At 62.5% G+C, this 23,906-nt stretch carries 16 protein-coding genes; 2 read left to right on the plus strand and 14 right to left on the minus strand.

The features are described 5' to 3' along the window. Nucleotides 1–134: 134 nt before the first annotated feature. Complete coding sequence (locus tag JFV30_RS31930) at nucleotides 135–6,044, plus strand: NEL-type E3 ubiquitin ligase domain-containing protein (protein WP_201126038.1); 5,910 nt, start codon at nucleotides 135–137, stop codon at nucleotides 6,042–6,044. Nucleotides 6,045–6,088: 44 nt separating this feature from the next. On the opposite strand, the gene ureC is transcribed toward JFV30_RS31930, so the two are convergent. The 11 genes from ureC to urtA form a co-directional block, all read right to left on the minus strand. Then, nucleotides 6,089–7,789 carry an urease subunit alpha gene (gene ureC, locus JFV30_RS31935; protein WP_201126039.1) on the minus strand — a complete coding sequence of 567 codons (1,701 nt, stop codon included), beginning with the start codon at nucleotides 7,787–7,789 and terminating at the stop codon, nucleotides 6,089–6,091. Nucleotides 7,790–7,929: 140 nt separating this feature from the next. Then, a complete protein-coding gene (locus JFV30_RS31940; RefSeq protein WP_010173954.1) occupies nucleotides 7,930–8,235 on the minus strand; it encodes an urease subunit beta in 306 nt (101 codons plus the stop codon). Beyond that, nucleotides 8,232–8,762, minus strand: a complete 531-nt coding sequence (locus tag JFV30_RS31945) for a GNAT family N-acetyltransferase (protein ID WP_010173956.1) — start codon at nucleotides 8,760–8,762, stop codon at nucleotides 8,232–8,234. The genes JFV30_RS31940 and JFV30_RS31945 overlap by 4 nt, the downstream gene beginning before the upstream one ends. Before the next feature lie 5 nt (nucleotides 8,763–8,767). Further along, entirely contained in the window at nucleotides 8,768–9,289 is a 522-nt protein-coding gene (locus tag JFV30_RS31950; protein ID WP_010173958.1) for a GNAT family N-acetyltransferase, read from the minus strand. An 8-nt stretch (nucleotides 9,290–9,297) separates the two neighbouring features. Continuing rightward, nucleotides 9,298–9,600: an urease subunit gamma gene (gene ureA, locus JFV30_RS31955; protein WP_003217383.1), complete on the minus strand. Its 303-nt coding sequence runs from the start codon at nucleotides 9,598–9,600 to the stop codon at nucleotides 9,298–9,300. A gap of 178 nt (nucleotides 9,601–9,778) precedes the next feature. Next, nucleotides 9,779–10,618: an urease accessory protein UreD gene (locus JFV30_RS31960; protein WP_201126040.1), complete on the minus strand. Its 840-nt coding sequence runs from the start codon at nucleotides 10,616–10,618 to the stop codon at nucleotides 9,779–9,781. 30 nt (nucleotides 10,619–10,648) lie between these two features. Next, entirely contained in the window at nucleotides 10,649–11,347 is a 699-nt protein-coding gene (urtE, locus tag JFV30_RS31965; RefSeq protein WP_010173963.1) for an urea ABC transporter ATP-binding subunit UrtE, read from the minus strand. Between the two features lie 116 nt (nucleotides 11,348–11,463). Beyond that, nucleotides 11,464–12,324, minus strand: a complete 861-nt coding sequence (urtD, locus tag JFV30_RS31970) for an urea ABC transporter ATP-binding protein UrtD (RefSeq protein WP_446739870.1) — start codon at nucleotides 12,322–12,324, stop codon at nucleotides 11,464–11,466. Then, entirely contained in the window at nucleotides 12,321–13,400 is a 1,080-nt protein-coding gene (gene urtC / locus JFV30_RS31975; RefSeq protein ID WP_201126041.1) for an urea ABC transporter permease subunit UrtC, read from the minus strand. Before urtC ends, urtD begins: the two co-directional genes overlap by 4 nt. Beyond that, complete coding sequence (gene urtB / locus JFV30_RS31980) at nucleotides 13,400–14,902, minus strand: urea ABC transporter permease subunit UrtB (protein WP_010173967.1); 1,503 nt, start codon at nucleotides 14,900–14,902, stop codon at nucleotides 13,400–13,402. The genes urtC and urtB overlap by 1 nt, the downstream gene beginning before the upstream one ends. Before the next feature lie 141 nt (nucleotides 14,903–15,043). Beyond that, on the minus strand, nucleotides 15,044–16,309 hold the full coding sequence (urtA, locus tag JFV30_RS31985; RefSeq protein WP_201126042.1) for an urea ABC transporter substrate-binding protein: 1,266 nt from the start codon (nucleotides 16,307–16,309) through the stop codon (nucleotides 15,044–15,046). Nucleotides 16,310–16,445: 136 nt separating this feature from the next. Here urtA and JFV30_RS31990 point away from each other — a divergent pair, with 136 nt between their 5' ends. Next, nucleotides 16,446–21,149 carry a DUF4329 domain-containing protein gene (locus tag JFV30_RS31990; protein WP_242487125.1) on the plus strand — a complete coding sequence of 1,568 codons (4,704 nt, stop codon included), beginning with the start codon at nucleotides 16,446–16,448 and terminating at the stop codon, nucleotides 21,147–21,149. Between the two features lie 15 nt (nucleotides 21,150–21,164). Here the strand turns inward: JFV30_RS31990 and JFV30_RS31995 are convergent, their stop codons facing one another. The 3 genes from JFV30_RS31995 to JFV30_RS32005 are packed head-to-tail and all read right to left on the minus strand — an operon-like array spanning nucleotide 21,165 to nucleotide 23,904. After that, nucleotides 21,165–22,175, minus strand: coding sequence for a FecCD family ABC transporter permease (locus JFV30_RS31995; RefSeq protein ID WP_010173972.1), 1,011 nt, complete (start codon nucleotides 22,173–22,175; stop codon nucleotides 21,165–21,167). Then, entirely contained in the window at nucleotides 22,172–23,119 is a 948-nt protein-coding gene (locus JFV30_RS32000; protein WP_201126043.1) for an ABC transporter substrate-binding protein, read from the minus strand. The genes JFV30_RS31995 and JFV30_RS32000 overlap by 4 nt, the downstream gene beginning before the upstream one ends. Then, the gene (locus JFV30_RS32005) at nucleotides 23,116–23,904 is read right to left on the minus strand and encodes an ABC transporter ATP-binding protein (protein WP_010173977.1); all 789 of its coding nucleotides are present in this window, start codon (nucleotides 23,902–23,904) and stop codon (nucleotides 23,116–23,118) included. Before JFV30_RS32005 ends, JFV30_RS32000 begins: the two co-directional genes overlap by 4 nt. Between the last annotated feature and the right edge of the window lie 2 nt (nucleotides 23,905–23,906).

Genomic DNA, 23,906 nt, shown 5'->3' on the forward strand with positions numbered 1-23,906 from the left:
TGCGTATGCCAGACCCTCAAGCAGCCGACCTCCCCGCCAAGGTCTCAGCACAGCCAGGAAGCAGCAGTATCCATGGGGACTTTATAAACAACAGCCTCCCCGAATGGCTCATCAAGGCGTCAGCGCAACGGCGCATGCAACTCAAGTTGAACGACTTCGAGCACCTGCTCTGGTTCCAGGCACTGACGCTTCAACAACGCACGACCTTGAAGGCGTACACCCAGACCAGCCTGCAATCACAGCAGGTGGTGGACGAACGTCTGGCCGGGTTGCAGAGCGTCGAGGTGTTTGCCAAGGCGCTTTTATCCCAGGCACTCAAGGACCAGTTCAAGGTTGAGCTGGACGTCGAGCACACGTTTATCTACCTCGATAAAACCCTGACATTGGGTGTGCTGGGCATTGAGGCCGGGGCCTTCAACGTGTTGAAAGTCTCGCTGTTGCACGGGGCGCTGCATAATTTTGAAGCCGATGAAGCTGAGTCCGACGCCTTTGACCCGGTGTCGGGGTTCATCACTCAAGACGCCAAGCCGGTCAGCACCTCGCTGACCGTCCCGCAGTTCATCACCCTTTGCCGCAGCCTGGACATCGGCGCGCATTATCAAACCTACCTCAAGGGCTTTTTGCATCCCGAGGATGAAGCCACCTTGCGGGAGGCGGTCATCGCCAGCCAGAAGGACGCCTTGAAGGCGGCGGCTTACCTGGCCCTGGTCAGGAAAGACATCGAGCCCGCCGACTACACCATGGTGCTGGACGTGATCGCCGGTGAGCGTAACCCCACCCTTGGTGGCAAGCCCGTGTGGTTCTGTGCCCTGAGCGTGATGGGGCTCAAGCTCAAGGGCTGCGTGGTGTTCGAGCCGGTGGAAAAATACCGCTACGGCGACGCCTCGATTGTCTATGTGCCCCATGACCCCGAGCATCCGCTTAAGCGCTACAACACGTTTGCTGACCTGAAAACAGAACTGACCCGCCAATTGCTCGCGCCGGATGCAGATCAGGCCGCCTTCACCGACGGGCCGAACCCGACGCGCTACCAGCGGTTTTTCAGCCAGTTTGTCGATGGCGCCAGGCGTCCGTATTACTTCAGTCGTTTTACCCAGCCCGTGTCGAGTTCGCAGTCGAACCTCAACGCCGTGGTGCGCTCGCCTATCTTCCAGTCGGTGTTCGAGTTTGCCGCTCCGCTGCTCACGGCACTGTTGAAACCTCAAGAGCTGCCGCCGGAAAAAGCGTCGGCGCGGGAAACCGCCCAAGCGCCTGATCTCAAACCCATGGTCGTCGCCCGGTATGGCCTGTGGTCGCCCAACGTGGATCTATGGGCCGACCTTTACGAGAGCAACCGCGACAAGATTATTGCCGACGCCCGCCATCAAGCGGTGCCGACCGCCGATGTGGATGCCAGGGTGCGCGCGCAGAAAATCGCCCACCTGTGGGAGGGCGGGTTTGCGGTGGTTGGCCTGGTGTCGATGTTCGTGCCGGTGCTGGGGGAAATCATGCTGGCGGTGATGGTCGAGCAACTGTTGGCCGAGACCTTCGAAGGCGTGATGGACTGGAGCCAGGGTGACCGCGAAGCCGCCCGGCAGCACCTGATCGACGTGGCACAAAACCTGGCCTTGATGGCTTTGATGGCGGGCGCCGGCAAGGGCCTGGCAAAGCTGCCCTCCGTCCAGACACCCGCAGTGATCGATGGGCTCAAGCCGGTGACGTTGCCCGGCGGCGAGCGACGCCTGTGGAAGCCCGACCTTGCCCCCTATCGCAGCAATGTGAGCCTGCCCGCCGAATCAACGCCCAACGAACTGGGCCTGTATCGCCATGACGGCCAGGACATTTTGCCGCTGGACGGCGGGCACTATGTGGTCGAGGAGGATCCGGCGAGCGGGCGGCACCGAATCCCCCATCCGACCCGGCCCGAGGGCTATTCGGTACCGCTGGAGCACAACGGTGCCGGCCTCTGGACCCATGGCGGCGAGGAGCCCATGGCCTGGGATGGCCCGGCGCTGATGCGGCGCCTGGGGTTTCGCGCCCAGGGTCTTAGCGATGCACAGCTTGAGCGTGTCCGCATGGCCAGCGGGACCGATTACGACGCATTGCGCCGCGTGTACGTTGAGCAGGACCGGCCTTCGGCCCTGCTGGACGATACCCTGGCGCGTTTTCGCATCGAGCATGACCTGGAGGTTTTTGCGCGACAGATCAGCAGCGCAGACCCGCAGGAATTTGGCAGGGCCGACCTGCGCCTGCAGTTCAAGGTGATGCGCAGCCAGGGCTTGTTGCCGCCGAAGCCCGCCATCCGGGTGGTGGACGCTCAGGGGCGGTTGATCTGGGAGGATGCCGTTACACCCGATGCCCCGTCGCGCAGGTTGACCGTAGTGATCACTGAAGACACCCGCGTCAACGGCACGTTGCTGCCTGCCCTGCTGAACGTGCTCAAGAGCGAAAGGATCGATCTTCGCAATGTGCCGGGCGCGCCGGACCTGACCGTTGCTCAGCGTGCCATCGAACTGCGCAAGGCCATCGCCGCCGACGCCCGTCACAACCGGCTGATGCTGTTCGAATCCCTCTACGACGCACGGCCCGCCAGCCCCGACCCGATGGTCAAACGAGTGCAGTCCCGTTACCGGCATCTGCCGGACGCGGTGGTGGAGCAACTGCTGGAGGCCGCCACCGAGCAGGACCTGGAAGCGCTGGGGCGTCCCGGGCCGCTGCCGCCGCGCATTGATGAACTGGCGCAGTGGTGTCAGCAGGAGTTGCGACTGGCCAGGGCTTATGAAGGACTGCATCTGGATATCTCTGCCAGCGTCGACAGTGAGCGGCTGGCCTTGCGCAGCCTTGAAACGCTGCCCGGCTGGCCGGCGCAGGCGCGCTTCGAACTGCGGGAGGGCGGCTCCCAGGGGCGCTTGGTGGACACCCTCGGCGCGCCGCAGTCACCGTTGCGCGCTGCGTTGGTGTTCAACGAAGCCTGCGGGTTTGGCCAGGAGGGAACGTCGAGCCTGTACACCGCGGTGCTGGCCGCCCTGACCACAGGCGAACGCCAGGTGCTGGGGTTCTCCCTGGAAAATGCCGAAGGGCTGAAGCAGGCGGTGCAACAGGCACCGTTACCGCGTGACGAGTTCAGGGCTGTGCTGCAAGGCCAGCGTGTGCTCAGGCCCGGCCTGGAACCGGGCTCACGGTTATTGGGGGGGATGCCGCTGCGTCAGCAGCTGGCGAGTATTTTTCGCACCCGTCGCGGCCGGGTGCTTAAGTTGTACCCCGATTTCACTGAGGCTGAAGCCGACACGTTTCTGCAGTCCCTGGGTGACACAGCCGGCAGCGAACTGACTCGACTGGAGGCCGAGCACCTGAGCCTGAAGCAGGCGCTGTTCGTGTGGGCCAAAGAGCCACTCACGGCAGACGGCACGCCCGACCAGATCAACATTGCGCGAAGGCGTGCCGTCGCGCAGACCATCAACCGTAGCTGGCAGCGCCAGAGCGGCTCCATGCTGAGCCTGGAGCGGGTGAGGGATTTACCGCCGTTAAATGCCAGCTTTAACCACGTTCAGGAACTGGTGATCACCAGTAGCAGTTTTGACGGCAGCGCCGATGCCTTCCTCAAGAACTTTACCCGGCTCAGGCGGCTGCGCCTCAAGTCCCTCTCCGTCAGCCGTATACCCGAGACGGTCGCGCAGATGCCAGACCTGGTTGACCTGGACCTGAGTGGCTGCATGATCCGCCTGGACGAGCGCGGGGTAGCGATTCTGGAGCGCATGAACACCCTGCAAACCCTGGACCTGCAAAACAACCTGCTGGGCCGCTTGCCGGACTTCAGCACCCTGACCGGTTTGCAGCGGCTCAACCTGCGGGCCACCGATATCAACCAATGGCCTGTCGGGTTGCGGGATCTAACCGGGTTGCGCCTGGTGGACCTGCGCGACAACCAGTTGCGTGAGGTGCCCTCGGCCATCCACAACCCTGCGCCAGAGCATCTGGAGGCCCAGGCCAGGGCCAATCGGGTGACCCTGTTACGCGGCAATCGGCTGTCCTACGACGACTTTCAGCACCTCAAGGCGTATCGGGAGCGGCTCGCGCAAACCCGGCCGGAACTGTTGGTGGGCGGGCTGGATGGCGCATTCGCAATCGCTGATCCGTTGGCCGCCAGGGCACGCGCGCTGTACCCCGACTTTACCGATGATCAAATCCAGGCTCTCCTGCAGCCGCTGGATCAGGCCGAGGCGAAGCTGACCGGGCTGGAGCGCGAGCTTGAGGTGTTGAACAGTCAACTGTCGTCCTGGGCGTTCTCCGGCGGAGGTGAGTCGCAGGGATATGTGCGGGTCAATCGCGTGGCGCAAGCCACGGCCAACCGGGGCGACCGTTACCAGGCAATGGAGCGTATCCGGCGCTGCTGGCGACGGGAGACCCCGCAAATGCGGGCCAATGACGGCACCCCTATCGGCCTGGAGCTGAACCTCAGTGGGCTGACCTTGCCCAGCCTGCCTGACCTGGATGCAGACTTCAGCCATGTGGGCGCGCTGAACCTGTCACGCATGAACCTGAGTGCCTCGCCGGAGGGTTTCCTGCGGCGTTATCAGCGCGTGCGTTGGCTGGATTTGTCGCGTAACCAGCTGACTGAATTGCCTCCGGCACTCGCTGACATGCACGGTTTGACCCGCCTGCACTTGCAATACAATCGCATCCGCCTGACGCCTGAAACCGCCCGGATACTGTCTGAACGCACCACGCTGCGCTCATTGGTGCTGACGGACAACCCGCTGGGCATCAGCCCGGACTTCACCCGAATCAGCGACATTCGCTCGCTGTTCTTGAACAACACGCAGCTTGAAACCTGGCCCGTGGGGTTGGCGGACCAACCGTTGGTGGACCGTATCGACCTGACCGGCAACCGGATTACCACGATTGCGCAGGAGGTGGTCGCACCGGCCGCCGAGCATCTGGTGCAGAGGGCTCGTTTGAACAACGTGACCTTCCTGGGGGGCAACCCGTTGTCTGACGTTGCCCAGCAGCAGTTGGTCGACTACTGGGCGCGCCTGGAGCGCGAGCAACCGGTACTGGTGCGGGAAAGAAGCCGGTATGCATTCGAATACCAGCCGATTGAGGATGAACCGCCCACGCATGTTCGTGCAGGGGCCGGGAGCCTGAACCCGCAGGCGCGCACGGAGCTGCAGCGCTGGGTGCGGGACTTGTCGGCAGTGGATATGGCGACGCGGCAGTCGCAGTGGAGTGGCCTGGCTGCGCAAGAGGGCGCTGCAGGGTTCTTTCGCGTGCTCAATGACCTTGAGGAGGCAGGTGCTGCCCATGGGGATATGCAGCGGCGCGTTTGGGCGGTTATCGATAGCATCACTGAAGACACCCCGAAATCCGCCGCCCTGCGCGAGCAGATGTTCGAGTGGGCGGGCAGGCCGGCTTGCTGTGACCGTGCGGCGTTGTCATTCAGTAACCTGGAAATCATGTCGCTGGTCTACCGGGCCGAGACCCAGGCAGGCGAAGGGCAACGAGCGGCGGCATTGTTGAAGCTGGCCCGTGGGTTGTTTCGTCTCGATCATGTGGAGCGAATCGCCTTGGCGGACATTGAGCGTCGCACGGCGGCCATCCACCACACGCCTGGACTGACGTCCCTGGAAAAAGCCGCGCGCATCGAACGCCTGGAAGACGTCGAGATCCGGCTGGCTTACCGCTACGGCCTCAAGGACCGTCTGGCGCTGCCGGCCCAGCCGAGCCAGGTCCGGTTTACCCGGATGGCCGATGTCTCCCAGCAAACGCTGGATCAGGTGTACACCAGCATCGTGTCCATGAACAACTCGCCGGCGGAGTTTCACGCACTGCTGGCTCGGGACTTCTGGAAAGACTACGTGACCAACACCTACCGCGCGCAATTCGAGGCGCAGCGCGCGCCCTTCGAGGAACGCCAGGCCAGCCTGCATCAGCGCTTTGAGTCCGGGGCGTTGACGCAGGAGGCCTACACGCAACAATCCGATGACCTGGAGGGGCAGTTGCAGATTGAGGAGGCCGGATTGATCGAGAGGTTAAGTCGACAACTGTTGGCTGAGCATCCGCTCTGAAGATCAAGGCCTGGGCGTTCAACGACCCAGGCCTTTTCGGCTGCCTAGAACAGGAAGTAACGCTGGGCCATCGGCAGCACATCCGCCGGTTCACACCATAGCAACACACCGTCGGCCTTCACTTGGTAGGTCTGCGGGTCGACTTCGATGTCGGGCAGGTAATCGTTGTGGATCAGGTCGGTTTTCTGCACTGTCCGGCAACCCTTGACCACCGCAATCTGCTTCTTCAACCCCAACTGTTCGGGCAAGCCCGCCGCCAAGGCCGCCTGGCTGATAAAGGTCAGGCTGGTGGCGTGCAGCGAACTGCCGAAGCTGGCGAACATCGGGCGGTAATGCACCGGCTGCGGCGTCGGGATCGAGGCGTTGGCGTCGCCCATCAGGCTTGAGGCAATCGCGCCGCCCTTGAGGATCAGGGTCGGCTTGATGCCAAAGAATGCCGGGCGCCACAGCACCAGGTCGGCCCACTTGCCCACTTCGATGGAGCCCACTTCATGGCTGATGCCGTGGGTGATCGCCGGGTTGATGGTGTACTTGGCGATGTAGCGTTTGGCGCGGAAGTTGTCGTTGCCTTCGCCGTCACCCGGCAACGGGCCGCGCTGCTTTTTCATCTTGTCGGCGGTCTGCCAGGTGCGCGTGATCACTTCACCGACCCGGCCCATGGCCTGGCTGTCGGAGCTGATCATCGAGAACGCGCCGAGGTCGTGCAGGATGTCTTCGGCGGCAATCGTCTCGCGACGGATGCGGCTTTCGGCGAAGGCCACGTCTTCGGCAATACTCGGGTCCAGGTGATGGCAGACCATCAACATGTCCAGGTGTTCGTCGATGGTGTTGCGGGTAAACGGCCGGGTCGGGTTGGTGGAGCTGGGCAGCACGTTGGGGAAACCACAGGCCTTGATGATGTCCGGCGCATGACCGCCACCGGCACCTTCGGTGTGGTAGGTGTGGATGGTGCGGCCCTTGAACGCGGCGAGGGTGGTTTCGACGAAGCCGGATTCGTTGAGGGTGTCACTGTGGATCGCCACCTGCACGTCGTACTCGTCGGCGACGCTCAGGCAGTTGTCGATGCTTGCCGGCGTGGTGCCCCAGTCTTCGTGCAGCTTGAGGCCAATGGCGCCGGCCTTGACCTGTTCGATCAGCGGCCCCGGCAGGCTGGCGTTGCCCTTGCCGGTGAAGCCGATGTTCATCGGGAACGAGTCGGAGGCCTGGAGCATGCGTGCCAGATGCCACGGGCCGGAGGTGCAGGTGGTGGCGTTGGTGCCGGTGGCCGGTCCCGTGCCGCCGCCGATCATGGTGGTGACGCCGCTGGTCAGCGCCTCTTCGATTTGCTGTGGGCAAATGAAGTGGATGTGGGTGTCGATGCCGCCGGCGGTGAGGATCATGCCCTCACCGGCAATCACTTCGGTGCTGGCGCCGACGCAGATGGTCACGCCGGGCTGGATGTCCGGGTTGCCGGCTTTGCCGATGGCGGCGATTCGGCCGTTTTTCAGGCCGACGTCGGCCTTCACAATGCCCCAGTGATCGATGATCAGCGCGTTGGTGATCAGGGTGTCGACCACCTCATGGGCGAGCAGTTGGCTCTGGCCCTGGCCGTCGCGGATCACCTTGCCGCCGCCGAATTTCACTTCTTCGCCGTAGACGGTGAAGTCCTGTTCGACTTCGACGAACAGCTCGGTGTCGGCCAGGCGGACCTTGTCACCGACGGTGGGGCCGTACATGTCGGCGTAGGCTTGTCTGGAAATCTTCATGTGCATGCCTTGAGATTCAGGAAAGTTTGAAATCGTTCGCTTCGCTCTCTATCGCGGGCAAGCCCGCTCCCACATTTGGAACGCATTCCCCTGTGGGAGCTGGCTTGCCTGCGATGAGGCCCGAGCAGACACCAGAAAAACTACAGGTCGCCCATGATGCGTCCGGCAAACCCGAACACCCGGCGCTTGCCGCTCAATTCCACCAGTTCCACGTCGCGACTCTGCCCCGGCTCAAAGCGCACGGCCGTGCCCGCCGGGATGTTCAGGCGCATGCCACGGCTGGCGGCGCGGTCGAATGTCAGCGCGTCGTTGGTTTCGAAAAAATGGTAATGGGAGCCGACCTGAATCGGCCGGTCGCCGCTGTTGGCCACGCTCAGGGTGGCGGTGCGCCGGCCCACGTTGAGTTCGATGTCGCCAGGCTGGATCTGAAATTCGCCAGGAATCATGCAGGTTGTCCCAGGGTCTTGAAGTAGATGGCGGTCGGGGTGTAGCGCCCGTCCGGGCTTTGGCAGTAGTTGGGCAGTTCACCGATCTTGGTATAGCGCAGCGACTGGTAGAAGGCTTCGGCGCCGGAGCCGGCTTCGGTGTCCAGGTACAACAGCCCGCGTTTGTACTGGCGGGCGCTCAGCTCCAGGGCGGCCATCAGTTGTTGGCCGAGACCTCGGCGCCGGGCCTCGCTGTGCACCAGCAGCTTTTGCACTTCGGCACGATTCAGGCCGTTGGCTTTCAGGCACAGCGCCAATTGCACGCTGGCCACCACGACTTCATCGCGCACCACCACCCACAGCAGCAGGCTGCCGTCTTCGATACTCGCCTGCACGCCGCTGAGGTAGCTGCGGGCCTGGGTTTCGTCGAAGTCGGCCATGAAGCCTACCGAAGCGCCGTGCTTTACGGCGTCCAGCAATAGCTCAACCAAACCCTGGCGGTAATGGGCAAAACTCTCGGCATTGACTCGACGCAGTTGGGCGTTCATCGGTGTCACTCCTTGGGCGGTTCGGCGCCAGGGTTGAGTGTCAGTTGCATGAAGGTCAGGTCCAGCCAGCGACCGAACTTGGTGCCGACCTGGGGCATCTGCCCGGTGGTGACAAAGCCCAGGCGCTCATGCAGGCGGATCGAGGCCTGGTTGCCGCTCTCGATGGCGGCGACCATCACGTGTTTGTTGCAGGCTTTCGCCCGCTCCACCAGCGCGGTCATCAGATGGGGGCCGAGGCCTTTGCCGCGTTGGTCGCTGCGCACGTACACCGAGTGTTCGACGGTGTGGCGAAAGCCCTCAAAGGGCCGCCAGTCGCCGAACGAGGCATAGCCTGTGACCTGCTCGTCTTCGACGGACACCAGGATGGGGTAGAACTGCGACTGACGGGCGCTGAACCAGGCCTGGCGGTTACCCAGGTCCACCGGTTGTTCGTTCCAGATCGCCGTGGTGTTCAGCACGGCGTCGTTGTAGATATCGCGAATGGCCGGCAAATCGGCGTGCACCGCATCACGTATCAAAAAGGACATGGCAGGCCTCAGGCGATGGGTTGGTGGACGGTGACCAGCTTGGTGCCGTCGGGAAAGGTCGCTTCCACCTGGATGTCCGGGATCATTTCCGGAATGCCTTCCATCACCTGTTCGCGGGTGAGCAGGGTGGTGCCGAAGTGCATCAGCTCGGCGACGGTGCGGCCATCACGGGCGCCTTCCATCAGCGCGGCAGAGATGTAGGCGATGGTTTCCGGGTAGTTGAGCTTCACACCGCGCGCCAACCGCCGCTCGGCCACCAGGCCGGCGGTGAAGATCAGCAGTTTGTCTTTTTCCCGTGGGGTCAGGTCCATCGTTCAAGGTCCACTATGAAATACATTCGTAAAAAACACCGGAGATCCAATGTGAAAGCTGCTTTCTGTGGGAGCTGGCTTGCCTGCGATGCTGGCGACTCGGTAGGGCTGATGCACCGAGGTGATGCCATCGCGGGCAAGCCCGGCTCCCACAGGGAACAGGGTCAACGTTTGATCTTCATGTGCTCCAGATTCTCGGTGATACCGCTTCTCGGCCCAGCACGGCCGGGCGCAGCAGGCGCCACAGCGCGATCAGCCAGCCGCGGGCCAGCAGCGCTTCACTGGCCAGGCAGCGGGCCACCAGCAGGCCGGGCAGTTGGGTCAGGTCGCCGCGTACCGCGTGGGGCAGGGAGCGGCAATGTTCGAGTACTTCACTGTCGATTTCACCGGTCACCAGCAAGGTCGCGAACACCGGTTGCCCGTCCAGCCCGATGGGCGATTCGAGCAAACCGTCGGCGCCCACAATGCGCTGGCGCTCATGCCAAATCAACTGGCCGTCGCGGCGGATATCCAGGTGCGACTGGAAGTGCCCGAGGTCGAAACGCTCGCCGCTGGCGGGGCGTCCGAGGGCGACCACGTCCCAGTAAAACAGCCGGGCATCGCCTTGCAGGTCGATGCGGGTGGTGAGTTCGGCCTGGGCGGCGCTGAACACGATGGTCTCCTGCGGCAGCCATTCCAGGGTGGCGCCGGCCTCAACCGTCAGCTCCAGCTTCTGGTAGGCCGGGCCGCCGGCGCGGTACCACTTGGCCGCGCCGGGGCTGGTCAATTGCGCCCAGGCACCTTCGGCGACATGGGCCGTGATATCGAGGCGATCACCGCCGGCAATCCCGCCCGGCGGGTGCACGATGATGTGCTGGCACACCTCGGGGCCTTCGGCGTACAGGTGCTTTTGCACCCGCAGCGGGCCGAGGTGGCGGCGCATCACCGGGCGTGTGGTGTCGCCGAAACGCGCGTAGCCGAGTTCCAGCTCGGCATGCCAGCTGGGGGTGAACAGCGCGGTGGGGGCTGGTAGGGTCATGGTCAGTGCTTATCGTTAGGACGCTACAGATTAGATCGTAACGAGCCCGCGCACACCCTCGCTTTCCATATTTTCTCCACGCCCCTGCTGGACGATTTCGCCCCGGGACATCACCAGGTACTGGTCGGCCAGTTCAGCGGCAAAGTCGTAGAACTGCTCCACCAGCAGAATTGCCATGTCACCGCGTGCGGCGAGTTTTTTGATCACCGCACCGATCTCCTTGATCACCGACGGCTGGATGCCTTCGGTGGGTTCGTCGAGGATCAACAGGCGCGGGCGGCTGGCCAGGGCCCGGCCGATCGCCAGCTGCTGTTGTTGGCCGCCGGACAAATCACCGCCACGGCGCTGCTTCATTTGCAGCAGCACCGGGAACAGCTCGTAGATGAACGCCGGCACTTCCCTGGCCTCGGCGCCGGGGAAACGGGACAGGCCCATCAGCAGGTTTTCTTCCACCGTCAGCCGGCCAAAAATCTCCCGGCCCTGAGGCACATAGGCGATCCCGGCGTGTACCCGCTGGTGCGGTTTGAAACCGGTAATGGCTTTGCCTTCCCAGTTCACCGCACCTTCCTTGGCCGGCAGCAAACCCATCAGGCACTTGAGCAAGGTAGTCTTGCCCACGCCGTTGCGGCCCAGCAGGCAGGTGACTTCGCCGACTTTCACCTCAAAGGAAAGCCCGCGCAGGATGTGGCTACCGCCGTAGTACTGGTGCAGCTTGTCGACTTGCAGCATGTTCAAAGTCTCCTCAATTCCTTGTGGGAGCTGGCTTGCCTGCGATACAGGCGACTCGGTGTATCAGTTGCACCGTGTCGATGCCATCGCAGGCAGGCCAGCTCCCACATAAAGCATCAGCGACCGAGGTAAACCTCGATCACCCGCTCATTTTCCTGCACCTGTTCCAGCGACCCTTCCGCCAGCACGCTGCCCTGGTGCAACACCGTCACGTGGTCGGCAATCGAACCGACAAACCCCATGTCGTGCTCCACCACCATCAGCGAATGCTTGCCTGCCAGGCGCTTGAACAGCTCGGCGGTGAATTCGGTTTCGGCGTCGGTCATGCCCGCCACCGGTTCGTCCAGCAGCAACAGTTGCGGGTCCTGCATCAGCAGCATGCCGATTTCCAGGAACTGCTTCTGGCCGTGGGACAGCAAGCCGGCGGGGCGATTGACTGAGGCCGTCAGGCGGATGGTCTCGAGGACTTCGCTGATGCGGTCTTTCTGTTCACCGCTCAGGCGCGCCCGCAGGCTGGCCCATACGGACTTGTCGGTCTTCTGCGCCAGCTCGAGGTTCTCGAACACGCTCAAGGCTTCGAACACCGTGGGTTTCTGGAACTTGCGCCCGATGCCGGCCTGGGCGATCTGCACTTCGCTCATGCTGGTCAGGTCCAGGGTTTCGCCGAACCAGGCCTTGCCGTGGCTGGGCCAGGTCTTGCCGGTGATCACGTCCATCAGCGTGGTCTTGCCCGCGCCGTTGGGGCCGATGATGCAGCGCAATTCGCCGACACCGATGTACAGGTTCAGGTCGTTCAACGCTTTGAAGCCGTCGAAGCTGACGCTAATGTCTTCCAGGGTCAGGATCGTGCCGTGGCGGGTGTTCAGGCCTTTGCCTGCCGCCTGGCCGAGGCCGATGGCATCGCGGGCACTGCCCTGGTCTTTGTTCGGTTCGAGGATGGGTTCGAGCATGAATTCGGCCGTCGCTGTGATTCTCATTGGTCGCCCCTTTTCTTCAGCAGGCCGATCACGCCCTTGGGCAAATACAGGGTGACGATGATGAACAGCGCCCCGAGGAAGAACAGCCAGTACTCAGGAAAGGCCACGGTGAACCAGCTCTTCATGCCGTTGACCACACCGGCGCCCAGCAACGGGCCGATCAATGTTCCGCGACCACCGAGGGCCACCCACACAGCGGCTTCGATGGAGTTGGTTGGCGACATCTCGCTGGGGTTGATGATGCCCACTTGCGGCACATACAACGCCCCCGCCAAACCGCACAACACCGCGCTCAACACCCACACAAACAGCTTGAAGCCGCGTGGGTCGTAACCGCAGAACATCAGGCGGTTTTCCGCATCCCGCAGCGCGGTCAGCACCCGGCCGAACTTGCTCTGGGCCAGGCGCCAGCCGATGTACAGGCTCGCCACCAACAGCGCCACGGTGGCCACAAACAACGCCGCCCGGGTGCCCGGTTCGGTGATGCCAAACCCGAGGATGCTGCGGAAATTGGTAAAGCCGTTATTGCCGCCAAACCCGGTCTCGTTGCGAAAGAACAACAGCATCCCGGCAAACGTCAGGGCCTGGGTCATGATCGAGAAATACACGCCCTTGATCCGCGAGCGAAAGGCGAAGAAACCGAACACCAGCGCCAGCAATCCCGGCGCCAACACCACCAGGCACATGGCCCAGAGGAAGTGGCTGGTGCCGGTCCAGTACCACGGCAGTTCGGTCCACGACAAAAACGTCATGAACGCCGGCAATTCATCACCGGAGGCCTGGCGCATCAGGTACATGCCCATCGCGTAACCGCCCAGCGCAAAGAACAGGCCGTGGCCGAGGGACAACATCCCGGCATAACCCCACACCAAATCCAGCGCCAGGGCGACGATGGCGTAACACAGGATCTTGCCCACCAGCGTCAGGGTGTAGGCGGAAACGTGCAGCGGATTTTCCGGTGACAGCAGCGAGAACAATGGCAACGCCAGCAGCAGGATCAGCACCCCTGCACCGACCGCGACGGTCACCTTGGGGCCGGCCTTTTGCGAGGCTGTGAGCATCAATGGCTGGTTCATCAGTCGATCACCCGTCCTTTCAGTGCGAAGAGTCCCTGCGGGCGTTTCTGGATAAACAGAATGATCAGCGCGAGGATCAGGATCTTGCCGAGCACGGCACCGATCTGCGGTTCGAGAATCTTGTTGGCGATACCCAAGCCAAAGGCCGCCATGACGCTGCCGGCCAACTGGCCGACACCGCCGAGCACCACCACCAGGAACGAGTCGATGATGTAGCTCTGGCCGAGGTCCGGGCCGACGTTGCCGATCTGGCTCAGGGCTACGCCGCCCAAGCCTGCGATGCCGGAGCCGAGGCCAAAGGCGAGCATGTCCACGCGCCCGGTGGGCACGCCGCAGCAGGCCGCCATGTTGCGGTTCTGGGTCACGGCCCGTACGTTCAGGCCCAGGCGTGTCTTGTTCAGCAGCAGCCAGGTCAGCACCACCACGAACAGCGCGAAGGCGATGATCACGATGCGGTTGTACGGCAGCACCAGGTTGGGCAACACCTGAATCCCGCCGGAGAGCCACTCCGGGTTGGCCACTTCAACGTTCTGCGCACCGAACACCAGGCGCACCAGCTGGATCAGCATCAGGCTGATGCCCCAGGTGGCGAGCAGGGTTTCCAGAGGGCGACCGTAGAGGTGACGAATCACCGTGCGCTCCAGGGCCATGCCGATGGCAGCGGTGACAAAAAACGCCACCGGCAGCGCGATCAGCGGATAGAACTCGATGGCCTGGGGCACGTAGCGCTGCATCAGCAACTGCACCACGTAGGTGGAGTAGGCGCCGAGCATCAGCATTTCGCCGTGGGCCATGTTGATCACCCCGAGCAGGCCGAACGTGATCGCCAGGCCGAGCGCCGCCAGCAGCAGGATCGAACCCAGGGACATGCCGCTGAAGGCCTGGCCGAGGATCTCGCCCACCATCAGCTTGCGCTTGACCTGGGCCAGGCTGGTTTCGGCGGCGGTGTGCACGGCGGCGTCGGCTTCGACACCGGGGGCGAGCAAGGCCTCCAGGCGAGTGCGGGCCAGCGGGTCGCCGGTACCGCCGAGCAAGCGCACAGCGGCGAGGCGCACGGCCGGGTCGGCGTCCACCAATTGCAGGTTGGCCAGGGCGAGGCTCAGGGCCACGTGCACGTCGTCGTTGGTTTCGCCGGCGAGTTGCTGGTCGAGGAATTTCAGCTGCGCAGGTGTAGCGCTTTTTTGCAGGGTTTGCGCGGCGGCGAGGCGCACCTTGGGGTCGGCGGCGAGCAGTGCCTGGCTCGCTTGTACGTTGTCGATCAGGCCGCGCAGGCGGTTGTTCAGGCGTACGGTTTTGGCTTCACCGTTGACGGTGATCTGGCCTTGTTGCAGGGCGTCCACCAGCTCGATGCGTGCTGGGTCGGGCTGGGCGGCCCAGTCCTGGAGCAGCTTGGCTTGTTGCATCGGGTTGGCGGCAAGGAAGTCTTCGGCGTCGCTGGCGTGTGCGGCGAAAGGCAGCAATAGCAGGACGGCGAGGATGAAGCGGTGGAGGGCAGTGGGCATATTCTTGGGCCTTGCTCGAACAAATGTGGGAGCTGGCTTGCCTGCGATAGCGGTGCATCAGACATACCGAGGTGTCCGCATCGCAGGCAAGCCAGCTCCCACAGGGTTTGTGTCAGCTCTCAGGTGCCGACACCCCTTGGTTCAGTTGCTCTTGACGGCGTAATCCGGCTTCTTGTCATTGCCAGGGATATACGGGCTCCACGGCTGGGCACGGATCGGCTCCTGGGTCTGCCACACCACCGAGAACTGCCCGTCGGACTGGATCTCACCGATCATCACCGGCTTGTGCAGGTGGTGGTTGGTCTTGTCCATGGTCAGGGTGAAACCCGACGGCGCGGCAAAGGTCTGCCCGGCCATGGCTTCACGCACTTTGTCGACGTCGGTGGACTTGGCTTTCTCCACCGCCTGCGCCCACATATGGATGCCCACGTAGGTGGCTTCCATCGGGTCGTTGGTCACGGCTTTGTCCGCGCCCGGCAGGTTGTGGGCCTTGGCGTAGGCTTTCCAGTCGGCCACGAATTTCTTGTTCACCGGGTTCTCCACCGACTGGAAGTAGTTCCAGGCCGCGAGGTTGCCCACCAGTGGCTTGGTGTCGATGCCGCGCAGTTCTTCTTCGCCCACGGAGAAGGCGACGACCGGCACGTCGGTGGCTTTCAGGCCCTGGTTGGCCAGTTCTTTATAGAACGGTACGTTGGAGTCGCCGTTCACGGTGGAGATCACCGCGGTCTTGCCGCCGGCCGAGAATTTTTTGATGTTGGCCACGATGGTCTGGTAATCGCTGTGGCCGAACGGGGTGTAGACCTCTTCGATGTCTTTATCCGCTACGCCTTTGGAGTGCAGGAACGAACGCAAAATCTTGTTGGTGGTGCGCGGGTACACGTAGTCGGTGCCCAGCAGGAAGAAACGCTTGGCGCCGCCGCCTTCTTCGCTCATCAGGTATTCCACGGCCGGGATCGCCTGCTGGTTCGGCGCCGCACCGGTATAGAACACGTTGGGCGACATCTCTTCGCCTTCGTATTGCACCGGGTAGAACAGCAAACCGTTGAGCTCTTCGAACACCGGCAGTACTGATTTGCGCGACACCGAGGTCCAGCAACCGAACACCACGGCGACCTTGTCCTGGGTCAGCAACTGCCGGCCTTTTTCAGCGAACAGCGGCCAGTTGGAAGCCGGGTCGACCACCACCGGTTCGAGCATCTTGCCGTTCACACCACCCTTGGCGTTGATCTCGTCGATGGTCATCAGCGCCATGTCTTTCAGCGAGGTCTCGGAGATCGCCATGGTCCCGGACAGCGAGTGCAGGATGCCGACCTTGATGGTCTCGGCGGCCTGTACGGTCCAGGTCAAGCCCATCGCGGCGATGGATGCCGACAGTGTGAAAGCCTTGATCAAGCTGCGACGCTTCATGGTGCGATCTCCAGGAACTCAATGTTGTTATGAGGGCGTTGCACAGGCTTTTGCAAAGGCTGTGCCGAGGAGGGAGATCGCCTGTTTATGAGGGTTTTGGGCGCCACTTTGTGGGGCGGCGCACCAAGTCGAAGCCTTGGGCAGCGGTCGTGCACGACGGCGCACCTTAACGGTGCTGCACGCTAATTACCTACCGCTTGGGCACAGGCGGGTGTGGCGAGAATGCCAGCCAACTGAAAAGACACATCCGCCTGACAAGGAGTTTTTCATGGCTATCAGACTATCGCGGCAACAACGTGCGGCCGCTTCAAACCGGAGCGCCACACGCCTGCCTCCAGTGAGCCCGGCATTTTTAAAGGAAAAGGACGCGGCTTACTGGGCTCACCTGCAAATCGGCACGCGCCGGGAGCGCGAGTACGGCGGTGTGATCCTTCGGGATGCGACGGGCAAGTACTTTGCCACCGAACCGCTGCCCGGCGACGACATGCAGTTCAATTTGCTCAAGGTCCTGGCGCTCAGCGCCGAAGGTTACTACCAGCAGCCCAAGGGCTACACCTGTGTGGCCAGCTACCATTCGCACCCGGCGCAACATGCCCTCATCCAGGCGCGGAATCCTTCATTTGATGCACGGATGGTGAAAGCTTTCCTGGGGTTTTTCTCGGGCTCGGATTTTACTCATGACGTTGATGATAGGGAGTTCTTCCCGGCCGCGTATCTCTCCGGCCCCGATGGCTCGCTGATTCGCTACGCGCCCAGCGGTTCGTATCAAGAGCACCGCTTCGCCCTGTGGATCCGGGGCGGAAAAAGACCGGATGATCCCGTCGGGGTATACGGCTCATTCGATCAACTGGTGAAAAAAATCTCCACGCTGGGCGAACTCAGCCTGATCGTGCCGACCGCCTTGTGGGGCGGCGACGCAGGCAAGGTGCCGGCGGACTGGGTGGTGTTCGAACCCTTCATCTCCAAGGCGCTGACGCCACCGCTCTGCACCTCGATATTCACCCGTGCTGAAGACGCGGTGAAGGCCGCACAGGTTGAATCGGCGGTGAACTCATTTGGTTTTGTCCTCAAGCAGGCAGGTGAGGAGCGCTACGTCGCGACCTTTCCCTGCGCACGGAGCCAGCCGTTGTTCTCACCCACTGGGGTTTTTCCGAAGAAGGCCGACAACGAGTGGGCGTTACCCGCCAACCATGCCATTGAGGCCATCTACGTTCGTGCCTCCCCTTCGGAAACCGAAGTCAGCGCCAGGGAAGGCTGGTTGTATTCCACCTTTGTGACCCCGGCGCAGATGATGTCCGCCATCAACCAGGCGCGTGCGACCCGGATCAATCAGGAGCCGGGCCTTGGGCTGGGGCTTTACGCGCAGGTCGCGGATGGCGCACTGCTCAAGATCAAGGTGCCACACGCCAGTGCGGCGGGTGACCTGGTCAACCAGAGTCCTGACGGCGTACTCGACGACAATGGCGCCCAAGCGGCGCTGGCGGACGGTACCCTGAGCCCGAGGGACTATGTGCGCCGAGTAATTGCCGCCACCGAGTTGTCAGTGGTGCAGCCAGGCGCGCTGTGGCGCGATGTGGGGCCGGTGGATACAAGCTCCGCGTTGCTGACCTCGTTGCACGCGATGAGTTGGAACGGCTCATTTCTCTCTGCCACCGATGCGGCGGTGTACGCCCATGAACAGATCGGCAATCGTCGGGACCGTTACTACGGCGGTTATATTCTCAAGGGTGAAGACGGGCGTTTTATCGCCACCCGGCCAGTGGAAAGCCCGACCAATCCGTTTGACGGCACACTGTTTTTCCCGGTGGATGCCCAGGGCCCGCTGATTCCTCCGCCGAACTATGAGTTGCACGGGCGTTACGGCTCCCATCCAGCGCTGTCGATGGTAGACCCTGCCTGGGTCGAGCAGCGTCGCTGGTCGCGAGAAGAGGCGTTGATCAATCTGCAGGTGTTTTCCCCCGAGGAAGCACGCTCGGTCATCGCATCGCAGCAAACGGCATATCTGTCGGGTGGGCAAGACGTGTTGTTGTCCTATACACCCGGCAGCACCTCCAGAATTGAGCCGTTCGCCATCGACGCGCTCAAGCCTGCCCAGTGGGTTGCCCGGCTGGCTGAAAGCGGCGATTTGAGAGTGATCGACGGCAACCCTTTATGGGGGCCACGTGCGAAAGTTCAGCGCAATTGGGTGCCACATTTCAACTACGCCCGCCGATTCGGCCCGCCCGACTACACCACTTACGGGGCGGTATTTACCACGGCCGATCTGGCTGCGCGAAATCTGCATGCGCGGGTGCATGGGCGCAACCTGGCGTTACAGGACTGTTTTGCGTTTGTGCTCAAACACCAGGACAAGCAGCAGTTCATTGCCACTGAGGTGGTGTGTATTGATGGGGTTAACACCCTGTTCAAACTCAATAGTCTGTTTGCCGCGACCGGCGGCGGTGACTACCGGTTTCCCAATGGCTTTGTGCTGCACAGCCTGTTTCGCTCGCAACAATGGAAGCCAACGGGCTTGAACACGGCAATCGACTGGCTGACGGCTTATTTCGTGAGGCCGAATGTGCTGTACGTCGCGCTCTACGACTCGGTGCGCAGGGGGCGCAAATACAACAACGGCAGCAACCTGCCGGTGTACTTTTCCAACCTTGAGGGCGCGCTGCTGCGGTACGTACCGTCACCTATTACCATCGGCATTGGTGGGCCGGTGGACGCCGAATTTGAAGAGAGCGAGGCATTGCTGGCGTCCGGTCAGACACAGGCACTGGACTTTGTCAGAACCTGGGCGCAACGCGGGCAACTTCATGTGGTGCGCACCAGCCCATGTTGGGACAAATTGGGTGCGGTGAGTGGTACCTGGTCGGGCTACGAGAACATTACGCGACGGCGTTTGAGCCCGGAGTTTGCCAGCCCCGATGACGCCGTGCGCCATGTCGCGGCGCTGGTCGGTGATGGCCGTCGTCGTATCTATGGCGGGGTGGTCCTCAGGTTGCGCAATGGTCTGTTTGCGGCGACCGAGCCGTTGGCGGTGCCTCCACGGGGCTTCACCATCGACTGGATTTACCCTGGGCAAATCGTTGCCAAGGGCCTTTATCCGACGGGCAGTACGATCGTCGCGCGATACTCATCGCTGGTGGAGCAGGAGGTGCCGATCCTGTTGTCAGCCACCGAAAAAGCCATCTACACCGGCATGATCCCCACGGCGGTGTTGTCGACCCTGTTGCACCGCGAGGCGCACATCAAGCGTGAATATGTCTTGGGTTTTCACGGTTCTATCCTCAGTTACCAGCTGTCGAATTCCGTCCTTGAAGAGGCCCTCAAAAACAAGCTGGCGGCGCGCAACCTGGTCCGGGGGGACTGCGCAGACAACCAAATCGAACAGCAGATTCGTGAAGGCACACTGCGGCCGTTGGACTTTGTGACTCAGGTCGCGAAGGCGGGCAGTTTGCGCGTGATTGAGGGCAGTGTGTTGTGGGGGCCTGCACGTCCGGTCAGGGATGAATTCATAGCCAATATCTTCCCCACGCCCCCCCTGTTGATCCGTGCAACCCAGGCCGACCCGCCCTGCAGCCCGATATTTACCCGTGCCTTCGATGCGGTGCGTCATGTTCAACTGCTGTACAAACCGACTGCCCAACTGGCGTTTGGTTACGTACTCAAGGCTATCAAGCAGCCGTTGTACATGGCCACTTTGCCACTGGTGAGGGACAGTTACGCCCGGCTTGCACAAGTGTTTGTCGGCGGCCAGTTGCCCCAGGGGTACCGGATCGAGGGTTTGTACTTGTGCGCCCACAACGAGGCGATCAGCGAACCTGGTGATGACATGGTCTACAGCTTCTTCGGGCCGCAGGAGATCGCCAATGCACTGAACTTCGTCAAGAGCTCGGCCAACGGGCGTGTGCCCCCGCTGTATCTGCTCTGCGCCGACGGTGCATTGCTCAGCTATCAGCTGACGGCAACGGATGCGGTATATGGTTTGGTCAATGAGGCGCACAGCGTCAGTACGCGGCTGCTCGAAGGTTCCATGCGCGTGCAGGACTACGTTCTCGACCTGGCCACCAAGGGCGACCTGTATATCCGGTTGACGAGCCGGATTTGGGGTCGCCAGGAACCGGTCACCGCGCAATGGCGTTCCGAGAGGAAACCACACAGCATCAGCGACAATCCGCATCTCCATTCATTTTGCGGCCCGCTGTTTACCCATGCCGATGATGCCGCCCGGTCTGCCCGGGATCGCGTGGGACCTTTCTCGGGGAAAGACTATCTGGGCGCCGTTCTGGTGCCTCCCCTGACACCAGGCTATGTCGCGCTCGACCCGGTGCAAGACGTGAATGTAGTCGACGAGAACCGCACGACCCTGGACATGTTGTTCTGGTCCGATCACGGAGGGCTGTACCTGCCCCCCTCGCATTCGCTTCATCCGTACGTGATCGCCGCAGTGCAGGCGTTCTACAAAGTCATTCCGTCGACATCAAGCAAAGCGGCAATCGACCAGAGCCTGCTGGACAATTTCGTCGCCGTTCAGGATTTGCGACGCTATGTAGCGGTGCTGCAGCGTAATTCGCCGGGGGGCGAAAGTTGCTATCTGACATGCCGGGGAGGCGCGTTGCTCAAATACGTCCCGAGCTTTTCGACCCAGGAGATTGCGCTGCTTAGCCCCAGCTTGCAGCCGTCTCCCAGCGAGTTGGTCGGGCGCCTGAGGGTGTTCGGCAACCTCTCCGTGCTCGACACCGACGCGTTCTGGACCCACCGTGGCGCGGTGGGTGAGGAGTGGCAAGCCGACGAGCTGCAAGGCTCGGGCGACGATGACATGGAGTTTGGGCGGGATCGAGATGAGCTTTGAAGGCTGCGCCGGTGTTTAACGCTTGCGCATCAAGCCGATAAAAAACAGCCCGCCGATGGCCGCCGTGGCCACACCGATGGGCAGGTCTTCGGGGGCGATCATCGTGCGGGCGGCCACATCGACCCACACCAGGAACACGCTGCCCAGCAGTACGCACACCGGCAGTAATCGGCGATGCTCGGCGCCCACAAGACGCCGGGCAATGTGCGGCACCATCAGCCCGACAAAGCCGATGGAGCCGCTGATGGACACCAGCACACCGGTCATCAGCGAGGCGATCAAAAACACCTTGAGCCGCACGTTGCGCGCGTTCAGGCCCAGGGTAACGGCAGTCTGTTCACCGGCCATCAGCGCGTTCAACGGACGCGCCATGCCCAGCAGCAACACCAGCCCCAGCAACACCGTGGCGAAGGGAATTGCCAGCAACTCCCAGCGCGCCAGGCCGAGGCCGCCGAGCATCCAGAACATCACCGCCGACGCCGCACGATGGTCACCCATGAACAGCAGCAAGTTGGCCACCGCCATCATCACGAACGACACCGCCACGCCGCACAGCAGCAACCGGTCGCTCTCCAGCCGACCGTTGCGACTGGCCACCGCCAGCACCACGATCATGCTCAACAAGGCACCGATAAACGCCGCGATAGGCAGGGTGAGCAAACCGATCACTTCGCCCACATGCAGCACCACAATCACCGCGCCCAGGGTGGCGCCGGAGGTCACGCCGAGCAGGTGCGGGTCCGCCAGCGGGTTGCGTGTGACGGCCTGCAACACCGCACCAATCAACGCCAGCCCTGCGCCCACCAAGGCCCCGAGCAACATGCGCGGCACGCGGATCAGCCACACGATGTGTTCCTGCCCTGCGCTCCAGTCCACCTCGCCAAGGCCGAAGGCTTTGTGCAGCAAAATTCGCCACACCACGTCCACCGGCACCCGCGCCGAGCCGAACCCCAGCGAGACCACGCACGAGATCAGCAACAACGCGCCAAGGGCACTCAGCAGCAGGGCGTAGCGACGGGTGATCATTCGCCGTGGAACCCCTTGGCCAGGGTTTCAACCGCCAGCACGTTGTCGATGCCCGGCGTGGCCTGCACGTAGGGAATCACGATAAAGCGTTGGTTCTTGATGGCGTCCACCGATTGCAGTGCCGGGTTGTTGAGCAGGAACTGCTCTTTTTGGTCCGCGGTGATTTCGCTGTAGTCGACGATCACGATGACCTGCGGGTTGCGCTCCACCACGGTTTCCCAGTTGACGCGGGTCCAGCTGGCGTCCACGTCGTCGAGGATATTGCGCCCACCGGCGGCGTCGATCAGCGCCTGGGGCATGCCCAGGCGGCCGGAGGTCATGGCGCGGTCTTCACCGCTGTCGTAGAGGAATACCCGAGGCTTTTCGGCCGGCAGGGTTTTCTGCACGTCGGCGACCTGCGCCTGCATCTGCGCGATCAGCGCGTTGGCGCGATCCTGCACGTCGAAGATCTTGCCCAGGTTGCGCAGGTCGTTATAGGTGTCTTCCAGGGTGGCGGCCGGGCGCTTCATCACAAAGGCGCAGGACTCGGTCAGCTCATAGACGTTGATGCCCAGCGGTTGCAGGGTTTGCGGGGTGAGGTCGCCACCGACGCGCATGCCGTAGTCCCAGCCGGCGAAGAAGAAGTCGACGTTGGCATTCAGCAGGGTTTCCACCGACGGGTATTTGCTCGCCAGTTCCGGCAGGCCGTCGAGGATCTGCGCCATTTCCGGGGTTACCGACTTCCAGCCGGTGACGCCGCTGTAGCCGGCCATGTGCGACTTGAGGCCCAGGGCGAGCATCATCTGGGTCATGTTGATGTCGTGGCTGACCGCGTGTTTCGGCGCTTCGGCGAAGCTCACTTCGCGGTTGCAGCTCTGGATTTTCAGCGGGTAACGGGTCGCTTCGGCGAACGCCTGGGAAGTGCCGAGCAGCAAAACGAGAGACAGCAGGGAGCGCAGGATCATGGTTGGGTTATCCAGGTAATTCGGGGGTAGCCGGACAAGGGATGGGTGTCGATCAATGCTTCAACGCCGAACACCTCGCGCAGCAGTTCGGCGGTCAGCACTGCGTGAGGCGTACCGCTGGCGACGATGCGCCCGTGGTTTATCACGTACAGGCGATCACAGAACGCGGCGGCCAGGTTCAGGTCGTGGATGCTGGCGAGGGTGCCGATGTTCAGGCGCTTGACCAGTTGCAGCAATTGCAACTGGTAGCGCGGGTCGAGGTGGTTGGTCGGTTCGTCGAGGATCAGCAGTTGCGGTTGCTGGGCCAGGGCGCGGGCGAGGATCACCCGCTGCTTTTCACCGCCCGAGAGGGTGGCGAAGGCGTGGTCTTCAAAGCCCAGCAGGCCGACGTTATCCAAGGCCTGGCGGATCAGGTTGCGGTCTTCAACCGTGTCGCTGTCGAACAGGCCCTTGTGAGGTGTGCGGCCCATGGCGACCACTTCATCCACCCGCAGGCCGAACGCGTCGGGAAACTCCTGGAGCACCACGGCGATACGTTGCGCGCACCACTTCGAGGATTGCTTCCACACGTTCTGGTGTTCCAGCAGCACCTCACCCTCGGCCGGTTTGCTGAACCGATAGGCGCAACGCAGCAGGCTGGTCTTGCCGCTGCCGTTGGGGCCGATCAGCCCGACAAATTCACCGGCGCTCACGTGCAGGCTGGCGTCACGCAGTTGGAACTGGTGATGACAGTGCTCGTGGCCTGGTGGGGTCCAGGCGAGGTCGGTGAGATTGAGTGAGGTCATGC

The sequence above is a fragment of the Pseudomonas sp. TH32 genome, assembly GCF_016650855.1.
In the GTDB taxonomy this organism is placed as follows: domain Bacteria; phylum Pseudomonadota; class Gammaproteobacteria; order Pseudomonadales; family Pseudomonadaceae; genus Aquipseudomonas.

Bases quoted from the DNA above. Each gene is read 5' to 3' on its own strand.
- JFV30_RS31930 (WP_201126038.1), top strand. From the start codon at position 135: ATGCAACTCAAGTTGAACGACTTCGAGCACCTGCTCTGGTTCCAGGCA.
- ureC (WP_201126039.1), bottom strand. From the start codon at position 7,789: ATGAAGATTTCCAGACAAGCCTACGCCGACATGTACGGCCCCACCGTC.
- JFV30_RS31940 (WP_010173954.1), bottom strand. From the start codon at position 8,235: ATGATTCCTGGCGAATTTCAGATCCAGCCTGGCGACATCGAACTCAAC.
- JFV30_RS31945 (WP_010173956.1), bottom strand. From the start codon at position 8,762: ATGAACGCCCAACTGCGTCGAGTCAATGCCGAGAGTTTTGCCCATTAC.
- JFV30_RS31950 (WP_010173958.1), bottom strand. From the start codon at position 9,289: ATGTCCTTTTTGATACGTGATGCGGTGCACGCCGATTTGCCGGCCATT.
- ureA (WP_003217383.1), bottom strand. From the start codon at position 9,600: ATGGACCTGACCCCACGGGAAAAAGACAAACTGCTGATCTTCACCGCC.
- JFV30_RS31960 (WP_201126040.1), bottom strand. From the start codon at position 10,618: ATGACCCTACCAGCCCCCACCGCGCTGTTCACCCCCAGCTGGCATGCC.
- urtE (WP_010173963.1), bottom strand. From the start codon at position 11,347: ATGCTGCAAGTCGACAAGCTGCACCAGTACTACGGCGGTAGCCACATC.
- urtD (WP_446739870.1), bottom strand. From the start codon at position 12,324: ATGAGAATCACAGCGACGGCCGAATTCATGCTCGAACCCATCCTCGAA.
- urtC (WP_201126041.1), bottom strand. From the start codon at position 13,400: ATGAACCAGCCATTGATGCTCACAGCCTCGCAAAAGGCCGGCCCCAAG.
- urtB (WP_010173967.1), bottom strand. From the start codon at position 14,902: ATGCCCACTGCCCTCCACCGCTTCATCCTCGCCGTCCTGCTATTGCTG.
- urtA (WP_201126042.1), bottom strand. From the start codon at position 16,309: ATGAAGCGTCGCAGCTTGATCAAGGCTTTCACACTGTCGGCATCCATC.
- JFV30_RS31995 (WP_010173972.1), bottom strand. From the start codon at position 22,175: ATGATCACCCGTCGCTACGCCCTGCTGCTGAGTGCCCTTGGCGCGTTG.
- JFV30_RS32000 (WP_201126043.1), bottom strand. From the start codon at position 23,119: ATGATCCTGCGCTCCCTGCTGTCTCTCGTTTTGCTGCTCGGCACTTCC.
- JFV30_RS32005 (WP_010173977.1), bottom strand. From the start codon at position 23,904: ATGACCTCACTCAATCTCACCGACCTCGCCTGGACCCCACCAGGCCAC.